The sequence below is a fragment of the Pseudomonas sp. RW409 genome, assembly GCF_003184125.1.
In the GTDB taxonomy this organism is placed as follows: Bacteria; Pseudomonadota; Gammaproteobacteria; order Pseudomonadales; family Pseudomonadaceae; genus Aquipseudomonas; species Aquipseudomonas chlororaphis_I.
In genome coordinates, this window is record NZ_QHHP01000004.1 from 394,323 (window position 1) to 417,014 (window position 22,692).

The following is a 22,692-nucleotide window of genomic DNA, read 5'->3' on the forward strand; positions in this document are numbered from 1 at the left end:
GACTGTTTAGGCCGATTTTGGCTCTAGGCGGCCTTTGGCAAAGCTGCTACTCTCGGCGCGCTTTGTGACTTCTCGGCCTATGTAGACAGCCAGACTCACCAACAATAGACATCAATAAAAAACACACACAAATAATAATCGCATCAAGTGCGCTGACGAATTCGCGTTGCTGAGGAGTGGGCTTCCATGATCCAAGACTTTTGGAAGGATAAGTACCCAGCTGGGATTGCTGCCGATATCAATCCAGACGAGTATCCGAATATTCAGGCGGTGTTGAAGCAGTCCTGCCAACGTTTTGCCGACAAACCGGCCTTTAGCAACCTCGGCAAGACACTCACCTACGGTGAGCTGTACGAACTGTCCGGTGCTTTTGCCGCGTACCTGCAACAGCATACCGATTTGCAACCCGGCGATCGAATCGCCGTGCAACTGCCCAACGTGCTGCAGTACCCGGTCGCAGTATTCGGCGCCATCCGCGCCGGCCTGATCGTGGTCAACACCAACCCGCTGTACACCGCGCGGGAAATGGAACACCAGTTCAACGACTCCGGCGCCAAGGCCCTGGTGTGCCTGGCCAACATGGCGCACCTGGCCGAAGCCGTGGTGCCCAAGACCAGCGTCAAGCATGTGATCGTCACCGAAGTGGCGGACCTGCTGCCACCGCTCAAGCGCCTGCTGATCAACAGCGTCATCAAGTACGTGAAGAAGATGGTGCCGGCCTATCACCTGCCCAAGGCCGTCAAGTTCAACGACGTGCTGAGCCAGGGCCATGGCCAGCCGGTCAAGGACGCCAACCCGGCCAGCAGCGATGTGGCCGTGCTGCAATACACCGGCGGCACCACCGGCGTGGCCAAGGGCGCGATGCTGACCCACCGCAACCTGGTGGCGAACATGCTGCAATGCCGGGCGCTGATGGCCTCCAACCTCAATGAGGGTTGCGAGATCCTGATCACCCCGCTGCCGCTGTACCACATCTATGCCTTCACCTTTCATTGCATGGCGATGATGCTGAGCGGCAACCACAACATCCTGATCAGCAACCCGCGCGACCTGCCGGCGATGGTCAAGGAACTGTCGAAGTGGAAGTTCAGCGGCTTCGTCGGCCTCAACACCCTGTTCGTCGCCCTGTGCAACAACGAAGCCTTCCGCAAGCTGGATTTCTCGGCGCTGAAAGTCACCCTGTCCGGCGGCATGGCGCTGCAACTGGCGGCGGCCGAGCGGTGGAAGGAGGTGACCGGTTGCCCGATCTGCGAAGGTTACGGCATGACCGAGACAAGTCCGGTGGCCACCGTCAACCCGGGCCAGAATATCCAGATCGGCACCATCGGCATCCCGGTGCCGTCGACCCTGTGCCGGATCGTCGACGATGCCGGCAACGAGCTGCCCCTGGGCGAAGTCGGCGAGCTGTGCGTCAAGGGCCCGCAGGTGATGAAGGGCTACTGGCAGCGCCAGGACGCTACCGATGAAGTGATGAGCGACGGCTGGCTGAAGACCGGCGATATCGCGTTGATCCAGCCCGATGGCTATATCCGCATTGTCGATCGCAAGAAAGACATGATCCTGGTCTCCGGCTTCAACGTGTATCCGAACGAACTGGAAGACGTGCTGACGGCCCTGCCGGGCGTGTTGCAGTGCGCGGCGATCGGCGTGCCGGACGAGAAGTCGGGCGAGTCGATCAAGATCTTCATCGTCGCCAAGCCGGGCGTGACCCTGACCAAGGAACAGGTGATGGAGCACATGCGCGCCAACGTCACCGGCTACAAGGTGCCCAAGGCCGTCGAGTTCCGCGATGCGCTGCCGACCACCAACGTCGGCAAGATCCTGCGTCGCGAACTGCGCGACGAAGAGCTGAAGAAGCTGGGCGTGAAGAAGTAAAACGCCAGGCAAACAAAAAGCCCCGCATTCGCGGGGCTTTTTGTTGGGCGCTTGTGTAGCCGCTGCCGAAGGCTGCGATCGACCTCGCAGAGGGCGTCGTTTTTGCCGGCGCGGGAGGTCCTGCGGACCTTGCGCAGCCCGCGGCAGCGGCTACAGGTGGATCACTGCTGGAACTGCGCGAAGTTCACGCCGGTGCCGGCGGGGCGTACGTCCTTGAGGAAGGAGTCCTTGTCGGCGCTCAGCTCCAGGCTCAGGGCCGCCTTGCGCTTGCCGGCGTTGCGGACCACCAGGCCTTCGAGCTTTTCCCGCAGGAACACCGTCGGCACCTTCAGGTGCAGCAACTGGTCGGTGTTCGGGGTGTACAGCAGCAGGTGGACCCATTCGTACTGCCCGATGGCCAGGCGGCTGACCGGCAGATCGAACCACCAGATATTCCGGCTGCGGCTCAGTTCCGCGAAGTGGCAGTTGTTGACGCCCAGCACCGCACCGCCCAGTTCCTGGTTCCGGCGGGCGATGGCCAGCTTTTTATCGAGTTTCATAACATTCCTACGGGATTGGATCTTCAGCGCAGCGCCTGAATACGTTGCGCATTCTCGTGGGTTGGTCGCCAAACATAAAGCGCAACCTGCGTGCAGCGGGCAAATAAGGCGATGAAATACCCCGCTGAAAATAATTGAAACTCCGCGCGACGGCCTCGGGTCAACCTCAGGGCAGGACCCCAAACCCTCGATTGTTCTACGGAGAAATACCATGGGCAGCACAGCGGACAAGGCAAAAGGCCTGGCCAACGAGGCCGTTGGCAATATCAAGCAAGGTGTCGGCAAAGCGACCGATAACGATCGGTTGGAAACCGAAGGCAAGATTCAGGAAAAGAAAGGTGAAGCGCAGCAAGCCCTCGGCAAGGCCAAGGATGCGCTGAAAAAGACCATCGACAAGGCCTGATTCACCGGCTCGCACTGCACCATGACGGCCATCCGCGGATGGCCGTTTTTACATCGGCCATGGCACCAAATGAGACGAAACGGTTCAAAATCGCCAAACTAGGCTAGTTTGTTGTACAAAACGGCCCCTGAGTCGCCACCGACCCTGAATGCTTGCGGCGAAAGGAGACGCTATGTTCTTGCCGAATTTGAAAGGCCTGCCCCTGCATCGTGTGCTGGTGCGCACGGTCACTGAGTTCATCGACGATGAAATGTCGACCTATGCTTCGGCACTGGCCTATCAGATGCTGTTTTCGTTGTTCCCCTTCATTCTGTTCCTGATCGCCTTGATCGGTTTCCTGCACCTGCCGGACTTCTTCTCCTGGTTGCGCCTGCAATCGGAACTGGTGTTGCCGCCCCAGGCGCTGGAGCAGGTCAACCCGGTGATCGACCAGTTGCAGCAGTCCAAGGGCGGCCTGCTGTCGGTGGGTATCGTGATTGCCCTGTATACCGCCTCGGCCGGCGTGCGGCTGATGATGAGCGCGATGAACGCCGCTTATGACGTGGTCGAGAAGCGCCCGTTGTGGAAACGTTTTCCGCTGTCGATTTTCTACACCATCGGCATCGCCGGCATGCTCCTGGCGGCCGCGGCCCTGATGGTGCTCGGGCCGCAGGTGATGGGCTGGATCGCCGCGCAGGTCGGCCTGGAAGATTTCATCGTCACCGTCTGGACCATCCTGCGCTGGCCGGTGATCGTGATCCTGATGATGGTCGCCGTGGCGCTGATCTACTACGTGATGCCCGACGTGAAGCAGGAGTTCCGCTTCATCACTCCAGGCTCGGTGCTGGCGGTGGTGGTGTGGATCATCGCCTCGTTGGGCTTCGCGTTCTACGTGAAGACCTTTGCCAACTACAACGCCATGTATGGCAGTATCGGGGCGATCATCGTCCTGCTGCTGTACTTCTATATTTCCTCGGCGGTGCTGTTGCTGGGGGCCGAGATGAATGCGGCGATCGAGCACATGTCGTCCGACGGCAAGAACCCTGGAGAAAGGGTTCCCGGCGAGCACGACGAACCCAAACAACACGTATCGGGACTGGGCCGGGACCACTCGCTCAAGCCGACCACTGACGAAGTCTGATCATGATCCGTGAAATCCTCAAAATGGGCGACGAGCGCCTGCTGCGCATCGCGCCACCGGTGCCGCCCGAGATGTTCGACAGCCCCGAGTTGTGGCAACTGATCGATGACATGTTCCAGACCATGGAAAGCGTCGGCGGGGTCGGCCTGGCCGCGCCGCAGATCGGCGTCGACCTGCAACTGGTGATCTTCGGTTTCGAGCACAGCGAGCGTTACCCGCAAGCCGAGGCCGTGCCGCAGACCATCCTGATCAACCCGCTGATCACGCCCTTGAGCCCGGTGCTGGAAGAGGGCTGGGAAGGCTGCCTGTCGGTGCCGGGGCTGCGGGGCGCGGTCGAGCGCTATCAGCACATTCGCTACGAAGGCGTCGACCCCAAGGGCGAGCCGATCGTGCGGATCGCCTCGGGTTTCCATGCGCGGGTGGTGCAGCATGAATGCGATCACCTGATCGGCCGCCTGTACCCGTCGCGGATCAGCGACTTCAGCAAGTTCGGTTTTACCGAGGTGATGTTCCCCGACCTCGATCCCCACGCCGACGATTGAAGGATAAGGATCGCAGCCTGCCCGCAGTCTGCGATCCGCGCGGTTATTTCGCCGGCTTGACGAAGCGCAGCGTCATCCGGTCCGACTCGCCGATCGCCAGGTACTTGGCCTTGTCCTCGTCCCCCAGCTTGAGCGCTGGCGGCAGGGTCCAGACGCCTTGGGCGTAGTCCTTGGTGTCTTGCGGGTTGGCGTTGATCTCGCTTTGCCCCTCCAGCGCAAACCCGGCGTCGGTCGCCAGTTTCACCACGTAGGCGGTGGTCAGGTAGCCGCTGTGCTTGATGTCTTCCAGGGAGGCGCCGTCCTTGGCGCGATGGTCCACCACGCCCAGCACGCCCCCCGGTTTCAGCACCTTGAAGTACGCCTGGAACATCGCCGGCGCGGTGTCGGCCAGCACCCAGTTATGTACGTTGCGAAAGGTCAGCACGGCGTCAGCCGAACCGGCCGGGCCGAGCACCGGCGCCTTGGGGTCGAACTCGACGAACCGGGCCTTGGCATAGCGGGCCGGGTCGGCGCTGAATTTCTGCTTCAGGCTGTCCGCAGATTTCTGGAAATACTCGCCGCTGGACGGGGCCTGGAGGGCGGCGATGTACTGCCCGTGGTCCTTGAGCAGTGGCGCGAGGAGCTCGCTGTACCAGCCGCCACCGGGAGTGATCTCGATCAGCTTCTGGTCGGCCTTGAGGCCGAAGAACTGCAGGGTCTGCTGCGGATGGCGATAACGGTCGCGGGCACTGTTCTGCGGCGCTCGCCAGTCGCCGGCCAGGACCTTGGCGTATTGCTGGGGCGAGACCGCGGCGTCGGCGGCATGGGTCAATACGGGTAGCAGCAGGGCACTGAGGGAGACAGCCAGAAGCGTCGGTTTCATGGATCATCCTGATGGAGGCCGGTTTGCCGCCGAGGCTAGCACGCGCTCCCGGGCCCGCGATCACACATTATCGCTGGTCGACCTAACCAAAGGATCTATGCCCATGGCGATCAGGCTCTTGCTCCTGCGATAACGCTCCAGGCGATCCGCCAGGGCCTGAGGCAGGGCGGGGGCCGTGGCAAAGCCCATACGTTCGTACAGGGCTTGCAGGTCCGGGTGACAGAACAGCCACAGCGGCCCCGGCAGCTGCGCGCGTGCCCGTTCGACCAGCATTGCGGCAATGCCCTGGCCGCGATGGGCCGGGTCGACGAACAGCCCGGTCAGCCAGTGGCCCTGAGCTATGGGCGTGAGGCTCAGCCCGGCAATGATCGCTCCGCGTTTCGCCACCCAGGATTGCCCTTCGCCGGCGGCGCGCATCGGCGAATTGTGGGCGCGATAGAACTTGTTCAGCAGCGGTCGCAGGGTGTCGGCAAGCAGCAGGTATTCGGTGTCGGGCATGGGATTTCGCAGGTGGGCCGGGGCGGTGGATTATAAAAGTACGGAGCGCTCGGGATAGGTGTATACCTGATGAACGATCCCCTGCGAGTGGAGTGTGCATCATGTCCAAAGGTATGAATGCCAAAAAGACGGCGAAGAAAAAACCCAGCCGGACCGCCGATGAAAAGCGTGCGGACAAGAAAGCCAAGAAGACCGAACACAATATTTTCGGTCATTGACCCTCCCAGGAAGCCCGCCCCGCGGGCTTCCTGTTTTTTGCTTCTAAGTAAATAACCCATCGATCTGCAAGTTTCCCCTTCTCGTTGCACAGAACAGCAAGACGCCGAAGGTTCGCCCTTCGGCCAGCCCCTGTCCTGAGTAGCGCCATGGCCCATTACTTCGATCCGCTGCATCGCGAACAAATCGACACCCTGCGCCAGACCTTCACCGCCCGCACCGAATGGCCCACCTGGCTGTTGCCTCTCAACCTGCACCGGGAGCATCAAGATTTGCCAGGACCATCCTGTTTTTACTCGTCGCGATCCTATCGGGATTGCTGCGAGCGGGATAAGGCAGAGGTTGCTGCGGCATCTCTGCTTCGATCCTTACGCCGCTTCGGCCGCCAGCGCCGCTTGCACCGCTTCGCGCTGGGCGATGCGTGCCTGGAAGCGGGCCAGCGCCGGCCACTGTTCCAGGTCGATGGCAAAGCCGGCGGTCCAGCGCAGCACGGTGAACAGGTAGGCGTCGGCGATGCCGAAGGCTTCGCCCAGCAGGTAGCTGTGCTGCTGCAGCGTGCGGTCCAGCAACGCCAGGCGCTTGAACAGTTTTTGCCGGATCAGCGCCTGGGTCGCTTCGGGAAACTCGGGGTTGAACAGCCAGCCGAGGCTGCCATGGATCTCGCTGGAGACGAAGTTGAGCATCTCCTGCAGCCGTACCCGTTGCCAGCTGCCGTTGGCCGGCGCCAGGCCTGCTTGCGGCTTGAGGTCGGCCAGGTATTGCAGGATCGCCGGTCCTTCGGTCAGCACCTGGCCGTCCTCCAGTTCCAGCGCCGCCACATACCCCTTGGGATTGATCGCCAGGAAGTCGGCGCCGTCGGCCGTGGTCTTGTTGCGGTTGTCGACCCGCACCAGGTTGAACGGCAGGGCCAGTTCGCGCAGCACGATATGCGGGGCCAGCGAGCAGGCGTTGGGCGAGAAATACAGGTTCATCGAGGGCTCTCCAAAGGGGGGAGATCAGTGTCATAGTCCGCGCTGTTCTCAGTAAAATTAATCTTTCAGAAAAATCCCATAAGGACAGCTACTGCCATGATGAACCTGATGCACTGGCGGATGCTGGTGGCCGTGGCGGATACCGGCAACATCACCCGTGCCGCCGAGCGGGTCGGCATGACCCAGTCCGGCGCCAGCCAGGCCCTGGCGCTGCTCGAAGACAACCTGGGCGTGCAGCTGTTCACCCGGGAGAACCGCCAGACCCTGCCCACCGCCGTCGGTGAGCAGGTGGTCGAACAGGCGCGGCTGATGCTCGCGGCGTTGCAGAACATCCGCGACACCGCGGACGCCTGCCGGGACATCCAGCGCGGCACCATTCGCCTGGCGAGTTTCCCCATGGTGCTGGCGACTTTCCTGCCGCCGCTGCTGCGGCGCTTCAAGCAGTTGTATCCGGGTATCCAGGTGGTGGCGCTGGAGGTCAGCGACGACGAGGTCGAGGCCTTGCTCGAAGCGCGATTGATCGATGTCGGGGTGCTGCTCAATCCTGCGCCCGAGCGCAGCGTCGGCCTGCTGGGGCGCGATGCCTGGGTGGCGGTGCTGCCGGCTGGGCATGCCCTGGCGCGCCGCGCTCAGGAGCAGGGGGTGACCTTGCAGGAACTGGTGGGCCAACCCTTCGTACTGGCCACCGGCGGCTGTTCGGTGAATGCCCGCAGCCTGGCGGCGGATGCCGGCCTGGAGCTGGCGGATGTGCGGGTCGAGGTGCGGGAGTGGAGCAGCGCCTTTACCCTGGTTCGCGAGCAGGTGGGGGTGACGCTGGTGCCGCAGATGACCTTGCCGGAGCAACGCCACGGGTTGTGCGTACTGCCGTTGGACGTGCCGATCCCGCGCACCTTTGCCCTGGTGCTGGCCGAGGGCAGCGAGCCGTCGCCGGCGCTGCGGGCCTTGCTCGACATGCTGGCCCAGGGCTGAGCGCAGCCGCTCAAGCCGACCCATGAAAAAGGGTTCCCATGGGGAACCCTGTTTCGACTGACTGCTTTTAAAGCGCCGCGAGGAACTTGTCGGTGACTTGCTTATCGACGCCGCTGGCGTCCTTCTCGACTTGCGCCAGCTTCAGCTTGTCCTGGACCCGCTGGGCAATTTCCTGAGCCACCGCCTGCTGTTTCTCCGGCGGCATGTTTTTCAGGTCTTCCTCGGTAATGCCCATCTCCTCGAGGATGCGGTCGCGCATACGCTGCTCAGGGGACTTGCTCATGTAGTCCTTGAACTCGTCCAGGGCCGAGCTCTGGGTCGCGCTATTGGCCTGCGCGGTGCTGGCGGTCGGCGGGGTGGCCTGGAGCAGCACGCGGGTCTTGGCGAAGGCCGCCGCGACATTGTCGTTGACCGTGTTGCTGGCCTGCTGCACGGCCTGGGATGTCTGGAAGCTTGCCGCGTTCTGCACGTTCTGCATCAAACCGCTGTACAGCGCGCTGGCGGCCGCGGTGCTCGGGTCCATGTCGGACCGCTGGGTGGGCTGGATCGCCGAGGTTTTCTGGGCACTGACCAACATGATTGGGTACCTGTGTGTAAGGGCTATCGCAGGCTGAGCAGCAAGTTGCATGCCGCCGTGCTGGAGCGCTCTGCAGGGCCCTGGAACAGGGCTCTGCATTGGGGCTCTGCGCCGGTTGCCCGGCAAGGCTGGCGGCACGCGGCGGACAAGCCTTGCCGCTTGCGGCCAGCGGCGACCGGTCAACGGTGGGCGATATTCTCCAGGGCCAGGTTGCGGGTACGCGGGCCGAAACGGCCGATGGTGAACATCACGATCAGCATGCTGCTGACGATGAACGTCAGGACCCCGGGCGTGCCGAAGCGGTCTAGGAAAAAGCCGATCAACAGGCTGCTGAACACCGTCGACAGGCGGCTGAACGAATAGCAGAAACCTACCGCCCGGGCGCGGATATTGGTGGGGAACAACTCGCTTTGATAGGAGTGGTAACTGAAGCTCAGCCAGGCGTTGCAGAAGGTGATCATCACCCCGCAGACGATCAGCCCCAGGGCCGTGCTCTGCCAGGCGAACAGGGTGCCGAAGGTCATGGCGCCAAGGGCCGAGCCGACGATCTGCCACTTGTTCTCGAAGCGGTTGGCGAACTTGACGAACAGCAGCGGCCCCAGTGGATAGGCGAGGGTGATGATGAAGGCGTACATCAGGCTGTGGGTGACGCTTACGCCCTGGCCCGAGAGCAGCGCCGGCAGCCAGTTGCCGAAACCGAAGAAGCCGATGGCCTGGAACACATGGAACACGATCAGCATCAGCGCCCGGCGCCGATAGGGCGGTTGCCAGATATCGGCGAAGCGCCCCGAACCCTGGACGCCGAGGGCCTCGGGCTGCGGGGTGTCCAGCGGCTTGCCATGGTCCTTGGCGCAGCGTGCCTCGATGCCGTCCATGATCCGCTCGGCCTCGGCGAAGCGCCCATGCTGGGCCAGCCAGCGCGGCGACTCCGGCAGGCGTGAACGCAACCACCAGATAAACAGCGCGAACACCGCGCTGGCCAGCACCACCCAGCGCCAGCCGGCGATGCCGAACGGGTCTTGCGGCACCAGCCACCAGGACATCAGCGCCACCGCCGGCACCGAAAGAAACTGCACGAAAAAGGCAAAGGCGAAGGCCGAACTGCGCATGTGCTTGGGCACCAGTTCAGAGAGGTAGGCGTCGATGGTCACCAGCTCGATACCCAGGCCGATGCCCACCAGAAAGCGCATGCCGATGACCCCCAGGGCCGAGGTCTGCACGCCCATCAGCACCGTGGCCACGGTGTACCAGATCAGGGCGAAGGTGAAGATCGCCCGGCGCCCGAAGCGGTCGGCGATCGGGCTCAGCAGGCTGGCGCCGAGGAACAGGCCGAGAAAGGTCGCCGAGGCGAAGGCCGCCTGGTCGGAGAAACCGAACACGCCCTGGCTGCCGGTGGCGAAGATCCCGTCGCGGATCAGGCCGGGGCTGATATAGGCAGTCTGGAACAGGTCATACAGCTCGAAGAAACCGCCAATGGACAGCAGCGCCACCAGGCGCCAGACCGTGGCGACGGCGGGCAGGCGATCGATGCGGGCGGAGATATCGGCGGCGCGGAGCGGGTCGAGGCCGTCGGTAGCGACAGTGGGGATGAGGGACGACATGGGCGGGATTCCAGGTTTCGATGAAGAGGAATCTTAGCTGGCTAACGGAAATCAATGATTGTGAATGCCGGCCCGGAAGATGGGCCATGCGCTGATTTATTGTCGTATTTCGTTACATTTTGCTGGTTTATGCCGCTGCATCAACCGAAGCGGCATCCAGCGTCTGTAGGAGCGAGGCTTGCCCGCGAAAGCGCCCGTAATCGCAACACCGGTTCAGGGATCGAGTTGGGTGGTGTCTGGGACGGCCTTATCGCGGGCAAGCCTCGCTCCTACAGAAGAAAAAGACGATTCAGGGAATGCCATTGCGTCCATGCAGCAGGAAGGCCGGACGCTCGCTGAGGCGTTGGTAGTAGGCGGCGACGGCGGGGAAGTCGGGGCGCTCCATGGGCGTCATCATCCAGCGATGCACCGACAGCCCGAGGACGATATCGGCCAGGCTGAACTGCTCGCCGAGCACATAGGCCCCGGTGCTCGCCAGTTGCTGTTCGAGCATGGCCATCTTGGCGTTCCAGCCGCGAAGGCCGGCGGCGATCCGCTGCGGGTCCTGAAAGTCCGGGTTCTGCCGGACCAGGGCGACGAAGGCGTAACTCCACGCGGGGTTGAGTTCCGTGGCCTGCCAGTCCATCCATTGCTCCACCAGCGCCCGGGCCCGGGGCTCGCCGGGTAGCAGTCGTTGCCCGGCGACCTTGCTGGTCAGGTAACGGCAGATGCTGTTGGATTCCCAGAGCGCGCCGGCGTCATCGATCAGCACCGGCACCTGGGCGTTGGGGTTGAGCTTGAGAAACTCCGGCGTGTGGGTCGACTGGAAGCCGCTGCCCCAATCCTCGCGTTCGTAGGGCAGACCCAATTCCTCGCAGGTCCACAGCACTTTTCTGACGTTGATCGACGAGGCTTTACCGAGAATTCTCAGGGTTCCCATGGGAGCTTTCCTTGGCGGGTGGAGGGCCCTGGAAATCTAACAGCGTCGCCGACTCTCGGCGATGCCGATTTGCGCCGGGATGCTCAGGCCGGGTCCGGCAGCGCCGACGCCGGCAGGCCGAAGACCCGGTCGAACAGCCAGTTGAAGACGAAGGTGTAGCAAGGAATGAACAGGATCAGCGCCAGGTCCAGCAGGAAGGCCTGCACCAGGCTGATGTGCATCCACCAGGCGATCAACGGAATCAGGAACAGGATCAACGTCAGCTGGAAACCCACGGCGTGGGCGATCCGCCGCTTGACCGTGCGGGTCCGCGAGACCTGGCGGCTTTCCCAGCGCTCGAACAGGCTGGTGTAGATGAAGTTCCAGGTCACCGCGATGCTGGTGATCACCACCGCCAGCGGACCGGTGCTGCTCGGCGAGGTGCCGGACAGCAAGGCCAGGCCCAGGGCCGAGAAAGTCATGCCGAACACCTCGAACAGTGACACGTAAACCAGTTTGCGCTTGATGCCTTGCATGCTTTTTCCTCCGCGTTCGTTGGCCCGGGCCGCTCCTTTTACAGGAATGGCTGGCGAATGCGGCGCAAGATAGCTTCAATATGCCTGACAGAAAAAGTCAGAAGCTTTCAGGTTTTCTGATAGATCGGCATCCTAGACAGGCGTCCCCATGAATTTCTCCAGCGACAGCATCCAGTTGTTTCTCGCCGTGCTCGAGCGCGGTTCGTTTTCCGCGGCGGCGCGGGCCCTGGGCAAGGTGCCGTCGGCGGTGAGCATGGGTATCGCCAACCTCGAGGCGGAGCTGGGTTATCCCTTGTTCGATCGCAGCCATCGCGAGCCGGTGCCCACCGCCATGGCCAACGCCCTGGCGCCCCACGCGCGGCTGATCGCCGAGCAGCTCAAGCACTTGCAGGTGCATGCGGTGGAGCTGTCCCTGGGGTTGGAAAGCCGGCTGTCCATCGGCGTGGTCGAGGACATCGACAAGTCCCGGGTGCTGGCGGCGATCAAGCTGATCGCCGAGCGCCATCCGTTGCTCGACATCGAGGTGCTGAGTGCGCCCCAGGACGATGTGTTGCAGCTGCTGCACACTGGCCGGATCGCGGTCGGCGTGGCTTTCGCCGGGCTCAGCCTGAACGTGCTGGAGTATTTCCAGTACGTCGGCAGCGAACGGATGATCGCCTGCATTTCCGCGCGCCATCCGTTACCCGAGGCGCCGGACGCCACCCTCTATCTGGAAGAGCTGGTCAACGTCCGCCAGGTGGTGGTCGCCAGCCGCGACCTGCCGATCCGCGACACCCGGCCGCTGATCGCCGAGTCCTACTGGCGCACCGACAGCCTGGCCATGGCCCTGGATATGGTCGAGTCCGGTATCGGCTGGGGCAACTTCCCGCAGTCGGTGATCGCCCCCTTGCTCGAGGCCGGAAGGCTCAAGCGCCTGACCTTCAAGAACATCGACAACGGCCTGCTGCTGCCGGTACACGCGGTCTGGCTGAAGAACCAGCCCCTGCAAAAGGCTGCTCAGGCGTTTGTGCAGTTGTTGGGTGGGCAGGATCCGGCACTGACCTCGGAGGCTCATGCAGAGATGAGGCTGTAGGAGCTTCCGCTCATGTGCCTGGGCGGGTGGCGTCGTGCGGCTCGCTGCCCGGCAGCGCCTGGTGGCGCAGCCATTCGAGCAAGCGGGCGACGGCTGAGTTGGGTTCGATCGTCTCGGGTGACAACAGGTAGTAAGCGCTGCCGTCGGCGATAAAGCCGAAAGGCGCGACCAGCAGGCCCGACTCCAGGTCGTCGCGCACCAGTTGCCAGGGCGCGATCGCCAGTCCCAACCCGGCGACTGCTGCTTGCAGGCTGAAGTAGAAATGCTCGAAGACCTGCTCCTTGCCCGGCGCCTGTTCCATTCCCTTGAGGGTCAACCATTGCTCCCAGGCCTGCGCCCGGGTCGCACTGTGCAGGCGCGGCGCAGTGCTCGATAACTGGGCCGTGCCTGCTGCATTGCGTGCCCAGTGGGCGGCCTGTTCCGGGCGGCATACCGGGCCGATGGCTTCATCGAACAGCCACTGCGCATGGGTGTGCGGCGGCCAGGGAAAGTCGTTGCGGCGGATTGCCAGGTCGATGCCTTGAGCAAAAGCGAAGGGCCCGCCGCCGGCCACCAGTTGCAGGGGGATATCCGGATGAGCGGCGAAGAATGCCGGGATCCGGGGAATCAGCCAGCGCATCAGCAGGGTCGGTTCGCAGGACAGCACCAGGGTCGCGGCCTTGTCCGGCGTTCGCAGTTTGCGTGCGGCGGCGTCGATCAGGTCGAAGGCATGCTCCACGCTGTGCAGCAATTCGCGGCCGGCCTCGGTGAGAAATACCCGGTGGCTGCGACGCTCGAACAACCGCGTGCCGAGGTCTTCTTCCAGGGCGCGCACGGCACGGCTGATGGCGCCGTGGGTCAGGTGCAGGGCTTCGCCGGCGCGGGTGAAGCTCTCCAGGCGAGCGGCGGCCTCGAAACAGCGCAGGGCGCTCAGGGGCGGCAGGCGGCGATTGATTGTCTGTGATTTTTTATCACCGAAAATGTCAGTTTTCATCGTTCGCTCTGTGAGGGTTCGTGCTCATAAAGTATGGGCCGGATTCTATAGCGAAGGCGTTTGAAAATGACTGAACTGTTAGTGGTAATCACCATCACTGTGCTGGCGGTGCTGAGCCCGGGGCCGGATTTTGCCATGGTCACGCGCAACAGCCTGGTGCTGTCGCGTCGGCATGGGGTGTTCACGGCACTGGGGATCGGGCTCGGGGTGATGCTGCATATCGGCTACACGCTGTTTGGCGTCGGCCTGCTGGTCAAGGAGTCGCTGCTGTTGTTCGGCGCGTTAAAGATCGCCGGGGCGCTGTACCTGGTTTATCTCGGTATCCGGATGCTGCGTACTCGCGCAGTCGAGGAGGAGGTGGCGATGGATACGCCGCGGGTTTCGGCATGGACGGCGCTGCGCACCGGCTTTTTGACCAATGCGCTGAACCCCAAGACCATGATTTTTGTGGTCAGCCTGTTCATGCAGGTGATGCAGCCGGGGACCGCGCCGGGTGTGCGGATCGGCTATGGCGCGATCATTGTCCTGGCCCATGTGCTGTGGTTCGTGGCGGTGGCGCTGTTCTTCTCGACGCCGGGCATCCGGGCCCGGCTCATGGCTTACAAGCGGCGTATCGACCAGCTGTTCGGCGTTCTGCTGGTGGGCTTCGGTGTGCTGCTCAGCGCCCTGAGCCTGCGTTCCTGAACGCGGCTCAGGTGCTCTCGCGCACCTTCAATTCGAAGCCCATGTCCACCACCGGCTTGGCCACGCTGTTACCGGCCATCAGGGTCAGCAGCTGCTCCGCGGCGCGGCGGCCGATGGCTTCGCGCGGGGTGCTGATGCTGCTCAGGCGCGGCACCATGTGCGCGGAGGCGGGCAGGTCGTTGAAGCCCATCACCGCCACTTGCTCGGGGATCCTGATGCCGCAGCGCATGGCTTCCAGCAGGGCGCCGTGGGCCAGGTCGTCGTTGCCGAAGAAGATTGCGTCGACGTCCGGGTGGCTGTGCAGCAGTTGCAGGAAGAGTTCACCACCCAGGCCCACCGACGACGGGCGCGGGGTGAGGACTTCCAGTTTCGGGTCGTACAGGCCGGCTTTCTCCAGGCCACGGCGGAAACCTTCGCCGCGCATCAGGGTGCGCTGGTCGAGCTGGGCGCCGATGTAGGCCAGGCGCTTGCGGCCGCGGGAGATCAGGTGCTCGGCGGCGGTTTCCCCGGCGTTGTGCTGGGAGAAGCCCACGCAGTTCAGGCCGGCCTCGGGGTTGAGGTCCATCATGTAGACGCAGGGGACGTTGCTGGTTTCGACCATCCGTCGGGCACTTTCGGTCCGGTCGAAGCCGGTCAGCAGCAAACCTCGTGGCTGGTAGGCCATGTAGTTGCGCAGCAGGTTTTCTTCTTCGTCGGGGGAATAGTGGAAGTTGCCGATCAGCACTTCGAAGCCCTTGGGCCGCAGAACCTGATGAATGGCTTCCAGGGTGTCGATGAACAGCAGGTTGGACAGCGACGGCACCAGCACCACCACCGAATGGCTCTGGGCCGAGGCCAGGGCGCGCGCGGCGGGGTTGACCACGTAGTTGAGTTCGCTGGCGGCCTTGCGCACCTTTTCCACCAGTTCGGTGGCCACCGTGTCGATGCCGCGCAGCGCTCGCGAGGCGGTGATCGGGCTGACGCCGGCCAGGCGCGCGACTTCGTTGAGGGTAGGGCGCCCCGTGGTGCGGGTATTTTTATCGTTCTTGGAGGAGGTCATCAGACGGCTTGCCAAACAAAATTCAAGTCACTAAGGTAGCGCTGTCTCGAAACAGCTGCAATGCGTGAGCGCGGTCGGCCTGACCCGCACTCTTTGGTTTCGCGGCCTATATACGCGGCAACCCACAAAAATGACAAGAAGGCGTCGGCAGAAACTATTTTTGCACTAGCATTTTCAAGAGCGAAGGTAGCGCTGTCTGCGCGCTGAGGTGTTACATGAGTCAACCCATCACCGCCCTGGTCATCATGGGCGTTGCCGGCTGCGGCAAGTCCAGCGTCAGTGAAGCGCTGTGCCAGCGCAGCGGCGCCACGGCCATTGAAGGCGATACGTTCCACCCTGCCGCCAATATCGCCAAGATGAGTGCCGGTATTCCCCTGAACGACGACGACCGTGCCGGCTGGCTCGACAGCCTGTGCGACGAGTTGCGTCGTGCCCTGGCCGCCGGACAGCGTCCGGTGCTGACCTGCTCGGCGCTCAAGCGCAAGTACCGCGACCGCCTGCGCAGCGCCACGCCCGGCCTGGGCTTCGTTTTCCTGCAATTGACACCACAGGTGGCCGCCGATCGCGTGGCCCACCGTCCGGGGCATTTCATGCCTTCGACCCTGATCGACAGTCAGTTCGCTACCCTCGAATCTCCCGTGGGCGAACCCCTGACCCTGGCATTGGACGCCACCATCCACAGCGTTGACCGGCTGGCCGAACAGGCCCATGGCTGGTGGCTGGAGCACGGGCTGGATTCATCCCGATAAGCTTCGGTTCACACAGATAGCGCTATCCCACTCGGCTCACGTTTTTAACGCTTGAATAAAAACAACAAACCGGAGGCAACCCCATGTTTGGCATGTCCCAAGAGACCTATCTGCTGGTAGACGCAGTGGTCACCATTATCGGGCTGATCGTGCTGATCACCCGATTCAAGCTGCATCCCTTCATCGCCCTGACCATCGCCGCGGGTTTCCTCGGCCTGACTTCGGGCATGCCGGTGGACAAGATCATCAAGGCGTTCCAGGACGGCTTCGGTGGTGTACTCGGTTTCGTCGGGATCATCCTCGCGCTGGGCACCATGCTCGGCAAAATGATGGCCGAATCCGGTGGCGCGGATCAGATCGCCCAGACCCTGATCCGCTCGTTCGGCAAGGAGCGGGTGCAGTGGGCGATGATGTTCGCCGCCTTCCTGGTGGGCATCCCGCTGTTCTTCGAGATCGGCTTCGTGCTGCTGATCCCGCTGGTGTTCATCGTCGCCCGGCGCACCGGCGTGTCGATCATCAAGATCGGCATCCCGCTGCTGGCCGGCCTGTCCGCGGTGCACGGCCTGGTGCCGCCGCATCCGGGCCCGCTGCTGGCCATCGGCGTGTTCGGCGCCGACATCGGCAAGACCATTCTCTACGGCCTGATCGTTGCCCTGCCGACCGCGATCATCGCCGGTCCGATCTACGGCACCTTCATCGCCAAGCACATCCCGGGTCATCCGTCCCAGGAACTGGTGGACCAGCTGGCACGCGAAAACACCTCGGCCAACCTGCCGAGCTTCAGCGTGACCCTGCTGACCGTGCTGCTGCCGGTGTTCCTGATGCTGCTCAAGACCTTCGCCGACGTGGCCTTCCCGGACGGGCATTTCTTCCGCATCTGGATGGACATGATCGGTCACCCGATCAGCGCGCTGCTGCTGGCTTTGCTGCTGTCGCTCTACACCTTCGGTTCGCGCCAGGGCATCGGCTCCAAGCAGATTCTCAAGTTGCTCGACGCCAGCCTGGCGCCGACCGCGGCGATCATCCTGATCATCGGTGCCGGCGGTGGCTTCAAGCAGATGCTGGTGACCAGCGGCGTGGGTGACGTGATCGGCCATATGGCGGTCAACGCACAGATCTCGCCGATCCTCCTGGCGTGGCTGGTGGCGGCGGTGATTCGCATCGCCACCGGTTCGGCAACCGTGGCGACCATCACTGGCGCGGGCATCGTGGTACCGGTGGTCGGCATGATCCCCGGGGTCAACCGTGAGCTGCTGGTGCTGGCCACCGGTGCCGGTTCGCTGATCCTGTCCCACGTCAACGACGCCGGTTTCTGGCTGGTGAAGCAGTACTTCAACATGACCGTGGCGGAAACCTTCAAGACCTGGACCGCGATGGAAACCATCCTCTCGGTGGTCGGCCTGATCTTTATCCTGCTGCTGTCGCTGGTGGTGTAAGCCGAGCCCTGTAGCCGCTGCCGAAGGCTGCGATCGGCCGGTATGGCCGGAAGGCCCTTCGGTCCTTATCGCAGCCTGCGGCAGCGGCTACAGGGTCGGCAGACAGGCACAAAAAAACCGCAGCGATGCGGTTTTTTTGTGCCTGCTTGTTTGTCGGTGGGTATCAGCCTTTCTGCACCAGGCCATCGGCGCGGAACATGCCGCGGATACCACGCACGGCCTGGCGGATGCGGTCCTGGTTTTCGATCAGGGCGAAACGCACATGGTCGTCGCCGTACTCGCCGAAACCCACCCCTGGCGAGACGCAGACCTTGGCCTCGGCCAGCAGCTTCTTGGCGAACTCCAGCGAGCCCAGGTGCGCGTAGGCCTCGGGAATCTTTGCCCAGACGTACATCGAAGCCTTGGGATTCTCGACCATCCAGCCCAGCTCGTGCAGGCCCTTGACCAGCACATTGCGGCGCTGGCGGTACTGCTCGGCGATGTCTTTCACGCACTGCTGGTCGCCTTCCAGCGCAGCGATGGCCGCCACCTGCAGCGGGGTGAAGGTGCCGTAGTCGTGGTAGCTCTTGATCCGCGCCAGGGCGCTGACCAGCTCCGGGTTACCGACCATGAAGCCGATGCGCCAGCCGGCCATGTTGTAGCTCTTGGACAGGGTGAAGAACTCCACCGCGATGTCCTTGGCGCCCGGCACCTGCATGATCGACGGGGCTTTCCAGCCGTCGTAGACGATGTCGGCGTAGGCCAGGTCGTGGATCACCAGCACGTCGTACTGCTTGGCCAGGGCGATCACCCGTTCGAAGAAGTCCAGCTCGACGCACTGCGCGGTAGGGTTGGAGGGGAAGCCGAGGATCATCATCTTCGGTTTCGGGATCGAGCCGCGGATGGCCCGTTCCAGCTCGTCGAAGAAATCCACGCCCGGCACCAGCGGCACCGAACGCACCTGGGCGCCGGCGATCACCGCGCCGTAGATATGGATCGGGTAGCTCGGGTTGGGCACCAGCACGGTGTCGCCCTGGTCCAGGGTGGCGAGCATCAGGTGCGCCAGGCCTTCCTTGGAACCGATGGTGACGATGGCTTCGCTTTCCGGGTCGATATCGACCTCGTAGCGATCCTTGTACCAGCGCGAAATGGCCCGGCGCAGACGCGGGATACCTTTGGAGGTGGAGTAGCCGTGGGTGTCTTCGCGCTGGGCGACGGTGACCAGTTTCTCGACAATGTGCGGAGGAGTCGCACCGTCGGGGTTACCCATGCTCAAGTCGATGATGTCTTCGCCGCGCCGACGCGCAGCCATCTTCAGCTCGGCAGTGATATTGAATACGTAGGGGGGGAGTCGATCTATGCGCGCAAAGCGGCGCGGCGAACCTTGTTCGGCCATTGTTGCCTCGAGTACGTGAGCGCCCGGAACCGTCCGAGCGACGTCGGCCACTGCGGTGGCCTGGGGGCAGACGATAAGGGCTGTGGCGCCAGGCTGTCCAGAGGGGGGCGACAACTATTTTTTCGCCGGCAGCGGCGCTGCCTGGACAGGGATTTGCATCGTCGTGGCGGGATTCGCAGCCTGCGCATTGTGTTTGCCGGGCCCGCCCGCGTTAAATACCCCCACTCGAACAACCGCATCGAACAGGATGAATGATGGAGTTTACCAGCGGCTTTCTGCTGAGCCTTTCGCTGTGCCTGGACATAGGCGTGGCCAATATCGCGATGATTACCCTGGCCATGCAGCGTGGCTACTTCCAGGGTTTCTGCCTGGGCCTGGGCACCTGTGTCGGTGACCTGGTCTACGCGGTGCTGGCGCTGGCCGGCATGACCGTGCTGCTGCAGTACGAGGCGGTGCGCTGGGTGTTGTGGATCGGCGGGTCGGCGCTGCTGGTGTATTTCGCGGCGAAGATGATCTATTCGGCGATCCACCACAGCGCGGTGTTGGCCGAGACCGGCGAGGTCGACAACGGTTCGCCGCGCAAGGAGTTTTTCCGCGGTATTTTCCTGGCCATGTCGTCCCCCAGCGCGATCCTCTGGTTCGCCGCGGTGGGCGGGACCCTGATTGCCCGTTCCGGTGGCGGCGACCTGCTCAGCTCCGGGCTGTTCCTCAGCGGTTTCTTCTGCGCCGGGCTGGCCTGGGTCGTGGGCCTGTGCTTTGCCGCGACCCAGGGCGGCAAGCTGCTGGGGGACAAGTTGTTGCGTTACTCCTACCTGGCATCTGCGGCGATCTTCTGCTATTTCGCGGTCTACGTGATCCTGTCCGGTTACCAGGAGTTCATTGTCGGCGCGGCGGTCGCGGAACTTCCCGCGCTCTGATGCAGGCGATTCGGGTTTGGCCTCTATACTCCCTGCCGAACCCATTTTTCAGGCAGGAGTCGCATCATGGATGAGCAAAAACAAGTCAGCGGGCCGGTGCCGCGTTTCGAGAAGGGGCGCTTTCTGCTGATCGCCGGTCTTGGCGGGCGTTTCACTCCCGAGACGACGCAGCGCATTCCTGAACTCTGGGAACGCTTCATTCCCCATCTCGGCAAGATCCCCGGCCAGGTGGGGGAGGTGACCTACGGCCTCTGCTGCAACCCCGACGGCAAGGGCGGCTTCGAATACATCGCCGGGGTCGAGATCAGCAAGCTCGACGACCTGCCCGAGCTGTACCGCTGGGTCGAGGTGCCGCCGCAGCACTACGCGGTGTTCGAGCACCAGGGGCCGCTGGCGAGCCTGTCGCAGACCTTCCAGTACATCTGGAAAACCTGGCTGCCGCAGTCCGGGCGCGAAGCCGCCGATGCGCCGGAATTCGAACGCTACAGCGCCGACTTCAACCCCGACACCGGCCAGGGCGTGCTGGAAATCTGGCTACCGCTCAAGGAACAGTGAGCCACGGACCGGGCCTGCGACGGGCCCGGTCATTTACCCTTGCCCGGCCGGCGGGCGCGCCACAGGTCGATGGACAGGGTGACAAAACCGAACGCACTGATGCCGAACAGCACCAGCAAACCGATCTGAACATTGCTCATGGCGACTTCCGTACTCGACCAGGATGGGATTGATTGAGCCCTGATAAATAACCCGGTCGGCGTGCGGATGACAGCGACTATATGCAGGTTTTACGGGCTTGCCGCCGTTCGATATGCAAGCCTTATTACTTTATGATCGGCGGCATTTCCCATAGCCGATCTGTTCCCCATGACCTTATCCAGCCTGTTGATCCGTCAGGTCGCCGCCGCTGACCTGGACCGCTGCTTCGCCATCGAAACCCTGGCCTACGAAGGCGACGAAGCCGCCACCCGGGAGAAGATCGCCACCCGCATCGCCACCTGGCCCGAGGGTTTCATCGTCGCCGAAGTGGAGGGCGTGGTGGCCGGCTTCATCAATTCCGGCGCGGCCTTCGAGGTCGAGATGGCCGACGAGGCCTTCAAGGAGCTGATCGGCCACGACCCGGCCGGGCCCCATGTGGTGATCATGTCGGTGGTGGTGCATCCGGACTATCAGGGCCAGGGTGTTTCCCGGCGTTTGCTGGAGGCCTTTATCGAGCGCATGCGCGGCCTGGGCAAGGCGAGCATCAACCTGATGTGCAAGGAACGGCATGTGCCGCTGTACGAGCGTTTTGGCTTCGTCTACCTCAAGGCCTCGGCGTCGGACCATGGCGGCATGGCCTGGCATGAGATGGTGCTGAATCTTCCTCGGTAACACATGTCATTTGCTGCTGGTTCTTTTGTAGTCTAAATTCAGACCAGCTTCTGCGCTGGATTCACCGCTGCGCAAAGCGCAGGAGATAAACCATGCGCATTAAAACCATCAGTTTTGTCAAAAAGAACGCTGCTGATCTCGACCTCTCCGAGCCCATGCTGGTCACGCAGAACGGGGTTCCGGCTTATGTGATCGAGTCCTACGAAGAGCGTAAGCGCCGAGATGAGGCGATAGCCTTGATCAAGCTGCTTTCGTTCGCCGGGCGCGACAAAGAGCAAGGCAAGCTGATCAGCGGCGATACGCTGCTGGAGCGCCTGGCCCAGCGCCGTCAAGCGCAACAAGAAGACGAAGATGCAGAAAACCTGCAGGGTTGAGTTCGCCACTGCGGCCGAACACGGTGTGATTGCCCTGGAGCAGTACCTGATTCAGCAGTGCGGCGCCCGCAAGGCTGGGCAATTCGTTGACCAGTTGGTTATGCAAATCATCTCGACCCTGAGTGAGCAGGCCCATACTTATGCTGTTTGCCAGCAAGCGGCCTCCCTGGGGGTGACGCATTTCCATGAGTTTCTGCCCATGGGCCAGCGGGTTCTGTATGAAATCTATCCGGCAGAAAACCTGGTTGTGGTAGCGCTGGTGCTCGGCCAACGACAGAGCGTTGAAAAGCAGTTGATCGACTACTGCTTGCAGCTGTGATCAATACAAATGCCCAAGGGCTGCAGCGATGCAGCCCTTTTTTCTGCCTGCCATTCCACGACACCCCCCTGTAGGAGCGAGGCTTGCCCGCGATAGGGACGCCGCGGTCTGGCTGATGTACCGCGTTAACCTTCATCGCGAGCAAGCTTCGCTCCTACAAGAACCCCTCAATACAGGCTGTTGCGCACCCGCTCCGGCATTTCCCGGTCGTAGCGGTCGGCGTCGAACTGGCCGTCGCAGAGGCGCTTGAGGATGGCGCCGGCCGAGGGCAGGGCCGAGCGTTCCAGGTAGTGCTCGGGGTTCCACAGGTCGGAACGCACGATGGCCTTGGAACAATGGAAGTAGGCCGCCTCGACGTCCACCAGGATCACCGTGCGCGCCGGTTTGCCATTCACCGCGAAGCTGTCCAGTAGCGCCGGCTCGGCCGAGATCCGCGCCCGGCCGTTGACCCGCAGGGTCTCGCCGATGCCCGGGATGATGAACAGCAGGGCCACCCGCGGGTCGCTGACGATATTGCGCAGGCTGTCGATGCGGTTGTTGCCCGGGCGGTCGGGCAGGGCCAGGGTGCGCTCGTCGATGATCCGCACGAAACCCGGGACATCGCCGCGGGGCGAGCCGTCCATGCCGTCGGGGCCGCTGGTGCTCAGGATCACCAGCGGCGAGGCGTGCACCATGGCCTGGTAGTCCGGGTTGAGGAAGGGGATTTCCTTGCGCACGGCCCGTTCGAGGGGTTGGCCGTAGATCGCTTCCAGTTGCTCGAGGGTGGTCAGCATCATGCT

26 protein-coding genes and 1 pseudogene are annotated in these 22,692 nt (G+C 63.0%); 15 read left to right on the forward strand and 12 right to left on the reverse strand.

Annotated elements, in window-relative coordinates; all coding sequences use genetic code 11:
• Positions 1 to 186: 186 nt before the first annotated feature.
• Positions 187 to 1,875 carry a long-chain-fatty-acid--CoA ligase FadD1 gene (gene fadD1 / locus DK261_RS04330; protein WP_009050391.1) on the forward strand — a complete coding sequence of 563 codons (1,689 nt, stop codon included), beginning with the start codon at positions 187 to 189 and terminating at the stop codon, positions 1,873 to 1,875.
• 161 nt (positions 1,876 to 2,036) lie between these two features.
• Here the strand turns inward: fadD1 and DK261_RS04335 are convergent, their stop codons facing one another.
• Entirely contained in the window at positions 2,037 to 2,414 is a 378-nt protein-coding gene (locus DK261_RS04335) for a hypothetical protein (protein ID WP_009050390.1), read from the reverse strand.
• A gap of 211 nt (positions 2,415 to 2,625) precedes the next feature.
• Between DK261_RS04335 and DK261_RS04340 the strand changes: the two genes are divergently transcribed.
• The 3 genes from DK261_RS04340 to def all read left to right on the forward strand — a co-directional run bounded on the left by DK261_RS04340 (position 2,626) and on the right by def (position 4,479).
• Entirely contained in the window at positions 2,626 to 2,817 is a 192-nt protein-coding gene (locus DK261_RS04340; protein ID WP_009050389.1) for a CsbD family protein, read from the forward strand.
• 172 nt (positions 2,818 to 2,989) lie between these two features.
• Complete coding sequence (locus tag DK261_RS04345; RefSeq protein WP_007925094.1) at positions 2,990 to 3,937, forward strand: YihY/virulence factor BrkB family protein; 948 nt, start codon at positions 2,990 to 2,992, stop codon at positions 3,935 to 3,937.
• A gap of 2 nt (positions 3,938 to 3,939) precedes the next feature.
• Positions 3,940 to 4,479: a peptide deformylase gene (gene def, locus DK261_RS04350; RefSeq protein ID WP_009050388.1), complete on the forward strand. Its 540-nt coding sequence runs from the start codon at positions 3,940 to 3,942 to the stop codon at positions 4,477 to 4,479.
• Positions 4,480 to 4,522: 43 nt separating this feature from the next.
• Here the strand turns inward: def and DK261_RS04355 are convergent, their stop codons facing one another.
• Both DK261_RS04355 and DK261_RS04360 read right to left on the reverse strand, forming a co-directional pair.
• Positions 4,523 to 5,341 carry a class I SAM-dependent methyltransferase gene (locus DK261_RS04355; RefSeq protein ID WP_110175329.1) on the reverse strand — a complete coding sequence of 273 codons (819 nt, stop codon included), beginning with the start codon at positions 5,339 to 5,341 and terminating at the stop codon, positions 4,523 to 4,525.
• A gap of 60 nt (positions 5,342 to 5,401) precedes the next feature.
• Positions 5,402 to 5,839 carry a GNAT family N-acetyltransferase gene (locus DK261_RS04360; RefSeq protein ID WP_016703865.1) on the reverse strand — a complete coding sequence of 146 codons (438 nt, stop codon included), beginning with the start codon at positions 5,837 to 5,839 and terminating at the stop codon, positions 5,402 to 5,404.
• 365 nt (positions 5,840 to 6,204) lie between these two features.
• Here DK261_RS04360 and DK261_RS33455 point away from each other — a divergent pair.
• Positions 6,205 to 6,312: pseudogene (locus tag DK261_RS33455) on the forward strand (fatty acid desaturase); the annotation flags it as partial.
• 111 nt (positions 6,313 to 6,423) lie between these two features.
• Here the strand turns inward: DK261_RS33455 and gstA are convergent.
• Positions 6,424 to 7,026, reverse strand: coding sequence for a glutathione transferase GstA (gene gstA / locus DK261_RS04370; RefSeq protein ID WP_009050383.1), 603 nt, complete (start codon positions 7,024 to 7,026; stop codon positions 6,424 to 6,426).
• 96 nt (positions 7,027 to 7,122) lie between these two features.
• On the opposite strand from gstA, the gene DK261_RS04375 reads away from it, so the two are divergent.
• On the forward strand, positions 7,123 to 7,995 hold the full coding sequence (locus DK261_RS04375; protein ID WP_028683202.1) for a LysR family transcriptional regulator: 873 nt from the start codon (positions 7,123 to 7,125) through the stop codon (positions 7,993 to 7,995).
• A 67-nt stretch (positions 7,996 to 8,062) separates the two neighbouring features.
• Here DK261_RS04375 and DK261_RS04380 read toward each other — a convergent pair whose 3' ends face one another.
• From DK261_RS04380 to DK261_RS04395, 4 genes are all read right to left on the reverse strand, one after another.
• The gene (locus DK261_RS04380) at positions 8,063 to 8,572 is read right to left on the reverse strand and encodes a hypothetical protein (protein WP_009050381.1); all 510 of its coding nucleotides are present in this window, start codon (positions 8,570 to 8,572) and stop codon (positions 8,063 to 8,065) included.
• Positions 8,573 to 8,751: 179 nt separating this feature from the next.
• A complete protein-coding gene (locus DK261_RS04385; RefSeq protein ID WP_038634407.1) occupies positions 8,752 to 10,173 on the reverse strand; it encodes an MFS transporter in 1,422 nt (473 codons plus the stop codon).
• A gap of 289 nt (positions 10,174 to 10,462) precedes the next feature.
• On the reverse strand, positions 10,463 to 11,092 hold the full coding sequence (locus DK261_RS04390) for a glutathione S-transferase family protein (RefSeq protein ID WP_053269746.1): 630 nt from the start codon (positions 11,090 to 11,092) through the stop codon (positions 10,463 to 10,465).
• Positions 11,093 to 11,175: 83 nt separating this feature from the next.
• Positions 11,176 to 11,607, reverse strand: coding sequence for a PACE efflux transporter (locus tag DK261_RS04395; protein WP_009050378.1), 432 nt, complete (start codon positions 11,605 to 11,607; stop codon positions 11,176 to 11,178).
• A gap of 148 nt (positions 11,608 to 11,755) precedes the next feature.
• Here DK261_RS04395 and DK261_RS04400 point away from each other — a divergent pair, with 148 nt between their 5' ends.
• Positions 11,756 to 12,679 (forward strand): LysR family transcriptional regulator, encoded by a 924-nt coding sequence (locus DK261_RS04400; RefSeq protein WP_041984547.1) that lies wholly within the window; start codon positions 11,756 to 11,758, stop codon positions 12,677 to 12,679.
• A gap of 10 nt (positions 12,680 to 12,689) precedes the next feature.
• On the opposite strand, the gene DK261_RS04405 is transcribed toward DK261_RS04400, so the two are convergent.
• Positions 12,690 to 13,652, reverse strand: coding sequence for a LysR substrate-binding domain-containing protein (locus tag DK261_RS04405; protein WP_110175330.1), 963 nt, complete (start codon positions 13,650 to 13,652; stop codon positions 12,690 to 12,692).
• Between the two features lie 66 nt (positions 13,653 to 13,718).
• Here DK261_RS04405 and DK261_RS04410 point away from each other — a divergent pair, with 66 nt between their 5' ends.
• Positions 13,719 to 14,336, forward strand: a complete 618-nt coding sequence (locus DK261_RS04410) for a LysE family transporter (protein WP_009050375.1) — start codon at positions 13,719 to 13,721, stop codon at positions 14,334 to 14,336.
• A 7-nt stretch (positions 14,337 to 14,343) separates the two neighbouring features.
• Here the strand turns inward: DK261_RS04410 and DK261_RS04415 are convergent, their stop codons facing one another.
• Positions 14,344 to 15,375, reverse strand: coding sequence for a LacI family DNA-binding transcriptional regulator (locus DK261_RS04415; RefSeq protein WP_110175331.1), 1,032 nt, complete (start codon positions 15,373 to 15,375; stop codon positions 14,344 to 14,346).
• A gap of 215 nt (positions 15,376 to 15,590) precedes the next feature.
• On the opposite strand from DK261_RS04415, the gene DK261_RS04420 reads away from it, so the two are divergent.
• Both DK261_RS04420 and DK261_RS04425 read left to right on the forward strand, forming a co-directional pair.
• Positions 15,591 to 16,124: a gluconokinase gene (locus tag DK261_RS04420; protein WP_007925131.1), complete on the forward strand. Its 534-nt coding sequence runs from the start codon at positions 15,591 to 15,593 to the stop codon at positions 16,122 to 16,124.
• An 83-nt stretch (positions 16,125 to 16,207) separates the two neighbouring features.
• Positions 16,208 to 17,560 carry a GntP family permease gene (locus DK261_RS04425; protein WP_009050373.1) on the forward strand — a complete coding sequence of 451 codons (1,353 nt, stop codon included), beginning with the start codon at positions 16,208 to 16,210 and terminating at the stop codon, positions 17,558 to 17,560.
• Positions 17,561 to 17,723: 163 nt separating this feature from the next.
• Here the strand turns inward: DK261_RS04425 and alaC are convergent, their stop codons facing one another.
• Entirely contained in the window at positions 17,724 to 18,935 is a 1,212-nt protein-coding gene (alaC, locus tag DK261_RS04430; RefSeq protein WP_007925133.1) for an alanine transaminase, read from the reverse strand.
• Positions 18,936 to 19,189: 254 nt separating this feature from the next.
• Between alaC and DK261_RS04435 the strand changes: the two genes are divergently transcribed.
• From DK261_RS04435 to DK261_RS04455, 5 genes are all read left to right on the forward strand, one after another.
• The gene (locus DK261_RS04435; RefSeq protein ID WP_009050372.1) at positions 19,190 to 19,852 is read left to right on the forward strand and encodes a LysE family translocator; all 663 of its coding nucleotides are present in this window, start codon (positions 19,190 to 19,192) and stop codon (positions 19,850 to 19,852) included.
• A 66-nt stretch (positions 19,853 to 19,918) separates the two neighbouring features.
• Complete coding sequence (locus DK261_RS04440) at positions 19,919 to 20,407, forward strand: GyrI-like domain-containing protein (RefSeq protein ID WP_009050371.1); 489 nt, start codon at positions 19,919 to 19,921, stop codon at positions 20,405 to 20,407.
• Positions 20,408 to 20,716: 309 nt separating this feature from the next.
• Entirely contained in the window at positions 20,717 to 21,220 is a 504-nt protein-coding gene (locus DK261_RS04445) for a GNAT family N-acetyltransferase (protein WP_009050370.1), read from the forward strand.
• A gap of 92 nt (positions 21,221 to 21,312) precedes the next feature.
• Positions 21,313 to 21,594 (forward strand): type II toxin-antitoxin system Phd/YefM family antitoxin, encoded by a 282-nt coding sequence (locus DK261_RS04450; protein ID WP_009050369.1) that lies wholly within the window; start codon positions 21,313 to 21,315, stop codon positions 21,592 to 21,594.
• Positions 21,572 to 21,913, forward strand: a complete 342-nt coding sequence (locus tag DK261_RS04455; RefSeq protein ID WP_016703877.1) for a hypothetical protein — start codon at positions 21,572 to 21,574, stop codon at positions 21,911 to 21,913. The genes DK261_RS04450 and DK261_RS04455 overlap by 23 nt, the downstream gene beginning before the upstream one ends.
• A gap of 167 nt (positions 21,914 to 22,080) precedes the next feature.
• Here DK261_RS04455 and DK261_RS04460 read toward each other — a convergent pair whose 3' ends face one another.
• Positions 22,081 to 22,686, reverse strand: a complete 606-nt coding sequence (locus tag DK261_RS04460; RefSeq protein WP_110175332.1) for a pyridoxamine 5'-phosphate oxidase family protein — start codon at positions 22,684 to 22,686, stop codon at positions 22,081 to 22,083.
• Between the last annotated feature and the right edge of the window lie 6 nt (positions 22,687 to 22,692).

What these genes read in the sequence shown, in the direction of transcription:
- DK261_RS04395 (WP_009050378.1), bottom strand. Translation starts at nt 11,607, where the DNA reads ATGCAAGGCATCAAGCGCAAACTGGTTTACGTGTCACTGTTCGAGGTG.
- DK261_RS04405 (WP_110175330.1), bottom strand. Translation starts at nt 13,652, where the DNA reads ATGAAAACTGACATTTTCGGTGATAAAAAATCACAGACAATCAATCGC.
- DK261_RS04385 (WP_038634407.1), bottom strand. Translation starts at nt 10,173, where the DNA reads ATGTCGTCCCTCATCCCCACTGTCGCTACCGACGGCCTCGACCCGCTC.
- DK261_RS04425 (WP_009050373.1), top strand. Translation starts at nt 16,208, where the DNA reads ATGTTTGGCATGTCCCAAGAGACCTATCTGCTGGTAGACGCAGTGGTC.
- DK261_RS04440 (WP_009050371.1), top strand. Translation starts at nt 19,919, where the DNA reads ATGGATGAGCAAAAACAAGTCAGCGGGCCGGTGCCGCGTTTCGAGAAG.
- DK261_RS04345 (WP_007925094.1), top strand. Translation starts at nt 2,990, where the DNA reads ATGTTCTTGCCGAATTTGAAAGGCCTGCCCCTGCATCGTGTGCTGGTG.
- fadD1 (WP_009050391.1), top strand. Translation starts at nt 187, where the DNA reads ATGATCCAAGACTTTTGGAAGGATAAGTACCCAGCTGGGATTGCTGCC.
- DK261_RS04340 (WP_009050389.1), top strand. Translation starts at nt 2,626, where the DNA reads ATGGGCAGCACAGCGGACAAGGCAAAAGGCCTGGCCAACGAGGCCGTT.
- DK261_RS04445 (WP_009050370.1), top strand. Translation starts at nt 20,717, where the DNA reads ATGACCTTATCCAGCCTGTTGATCCGTCAGGTCGCCGCCGCTGACCTG.
- DK261_RS04390 (WP_053269746.1), bottom strand. Translation starts at nt 11,092, where the DNA reads ATGGGAACCCTGAGAATTCTCGGTAAAGCCTCGTCGATCAACGTCAGA.
- def (WP_009050388.1), top strand. Translation starts at nt 3,940, where the DNA reads ATGATCCGTGAAATCCTCAAAATGGGCGACGAGCGCCTGCTGCGCATC.
- gstA (WP_009050383.1), bottom strand. Translation starts at nt 7,026, where the DNA reads ATGAACCTGTATTTCTCGCCCAACGCCTGCTCGCTGGCCCCGCATATC.
- DK261_RS04400 (WP_041984547.1), top strand. Translation starts at nt 11,756, where the DNA reads ATGAATTTCTCCAGCGACAGCATCCAGTTGTTTCTCGCCGTGCTCGAG.
- DK261_RS04455 (WP_016703877.1), top strand. Translation starts at nt 21,572, where the DNA reads ATGCAGAAAACCTGCAGGGTTGAGTTCGCCACTGCGGCCGAACACGGT.
- alaC (WP_007925133.1), bottom strand. Translation starts at nt 18,935, where the DNA reads ATGGCCGAACAAGGTTCGCCGCGCCGCTTTGCGCGCATAGATCGACTC.
- DK261_RS04420 (WP_007925131.1), top strand. Translation starts at nt 15,591, where the DNA reads ATGAGTCAACCCATCACCGCCCTGGTCATCATGGGCGTTGCCGGCTGC.
- DK261_RS04435 (WP_009050372.1), top strand. Translation starts at nt 19,190, where the DNA reads ATGGAGTTTACCAGCGGCTTTCTGCTGAGCCTTTCGCTGTGCCTGGAC.
- DK261_RS04450 (WP_009050369.1), top strand. Translation starts at nt 21,313, where the DNA reads ATGCGCATTAAAACCATCAGTTTTGTCAAAAAGAACGCTGCTGATCTC.
- DK261_RS04335 (WP_009050390.1), bottom strand. Translation starts at nt 2,414, where the DNA reads ATGAAACTCGATAAAAAGCTGGCCATCGCCCGCCGGAACCAGGAACTG.
- DK261_RS04375 (WP_028683202.1), top strand. Translation starts at nt 7,123, where the DNA reads ATGATGAACCTGATGCACTGGCGGATGCTGGTGGCCGTGGCGGATACC.
- DK261_RS04410 (WP_009050375.1), top strand. Translation starts at nt 13,719, where the DNA reads ATGACTGAACTGTTAGTGGTAATCACCATCACTGTGCTGGCGGTGCTG.
- DK261_RS04355 (WP_110175329.1), bottom strand. Translation starts at nt 5,341, where the DNA reads ATGAAACCGACGCTTCTGGCTGTCTCCCTCAGTGCCCTGCTGCTACCC.
- DK261_RS04460 (WP_110175332.1), bottom strand. Translation starts at nt 22,686, where the DNA reads ATGCTGACCACCCTCGAGCAACTGGAAGCGATCTACGGCCAACCCCTC.
- DK261_RS04415 (WP_110175331.1), bottom strand. Translation starts at nt 15,375, where the DNA reads ATGACCTCCTCCAAGAACGATAAAAATACCCGCACCACGGGGCGCCCT.
- DK261_RS04380 (WP_009050381.1), bottom strand. Translation starts at nt 8,572, where the DNA reads ATGTTGGTCAGTGCCCAGAAAACCTCGGCGATCCAGCCCACCCAGCGG.
- DK261_RS04360 (WP_016703865.1), bottom strand. Translation starts at nt 5,839, where the DNA reads ATGCCCGACACCGAATACCTGCTGCTTGCCGACACCCTGCGACCGCTG.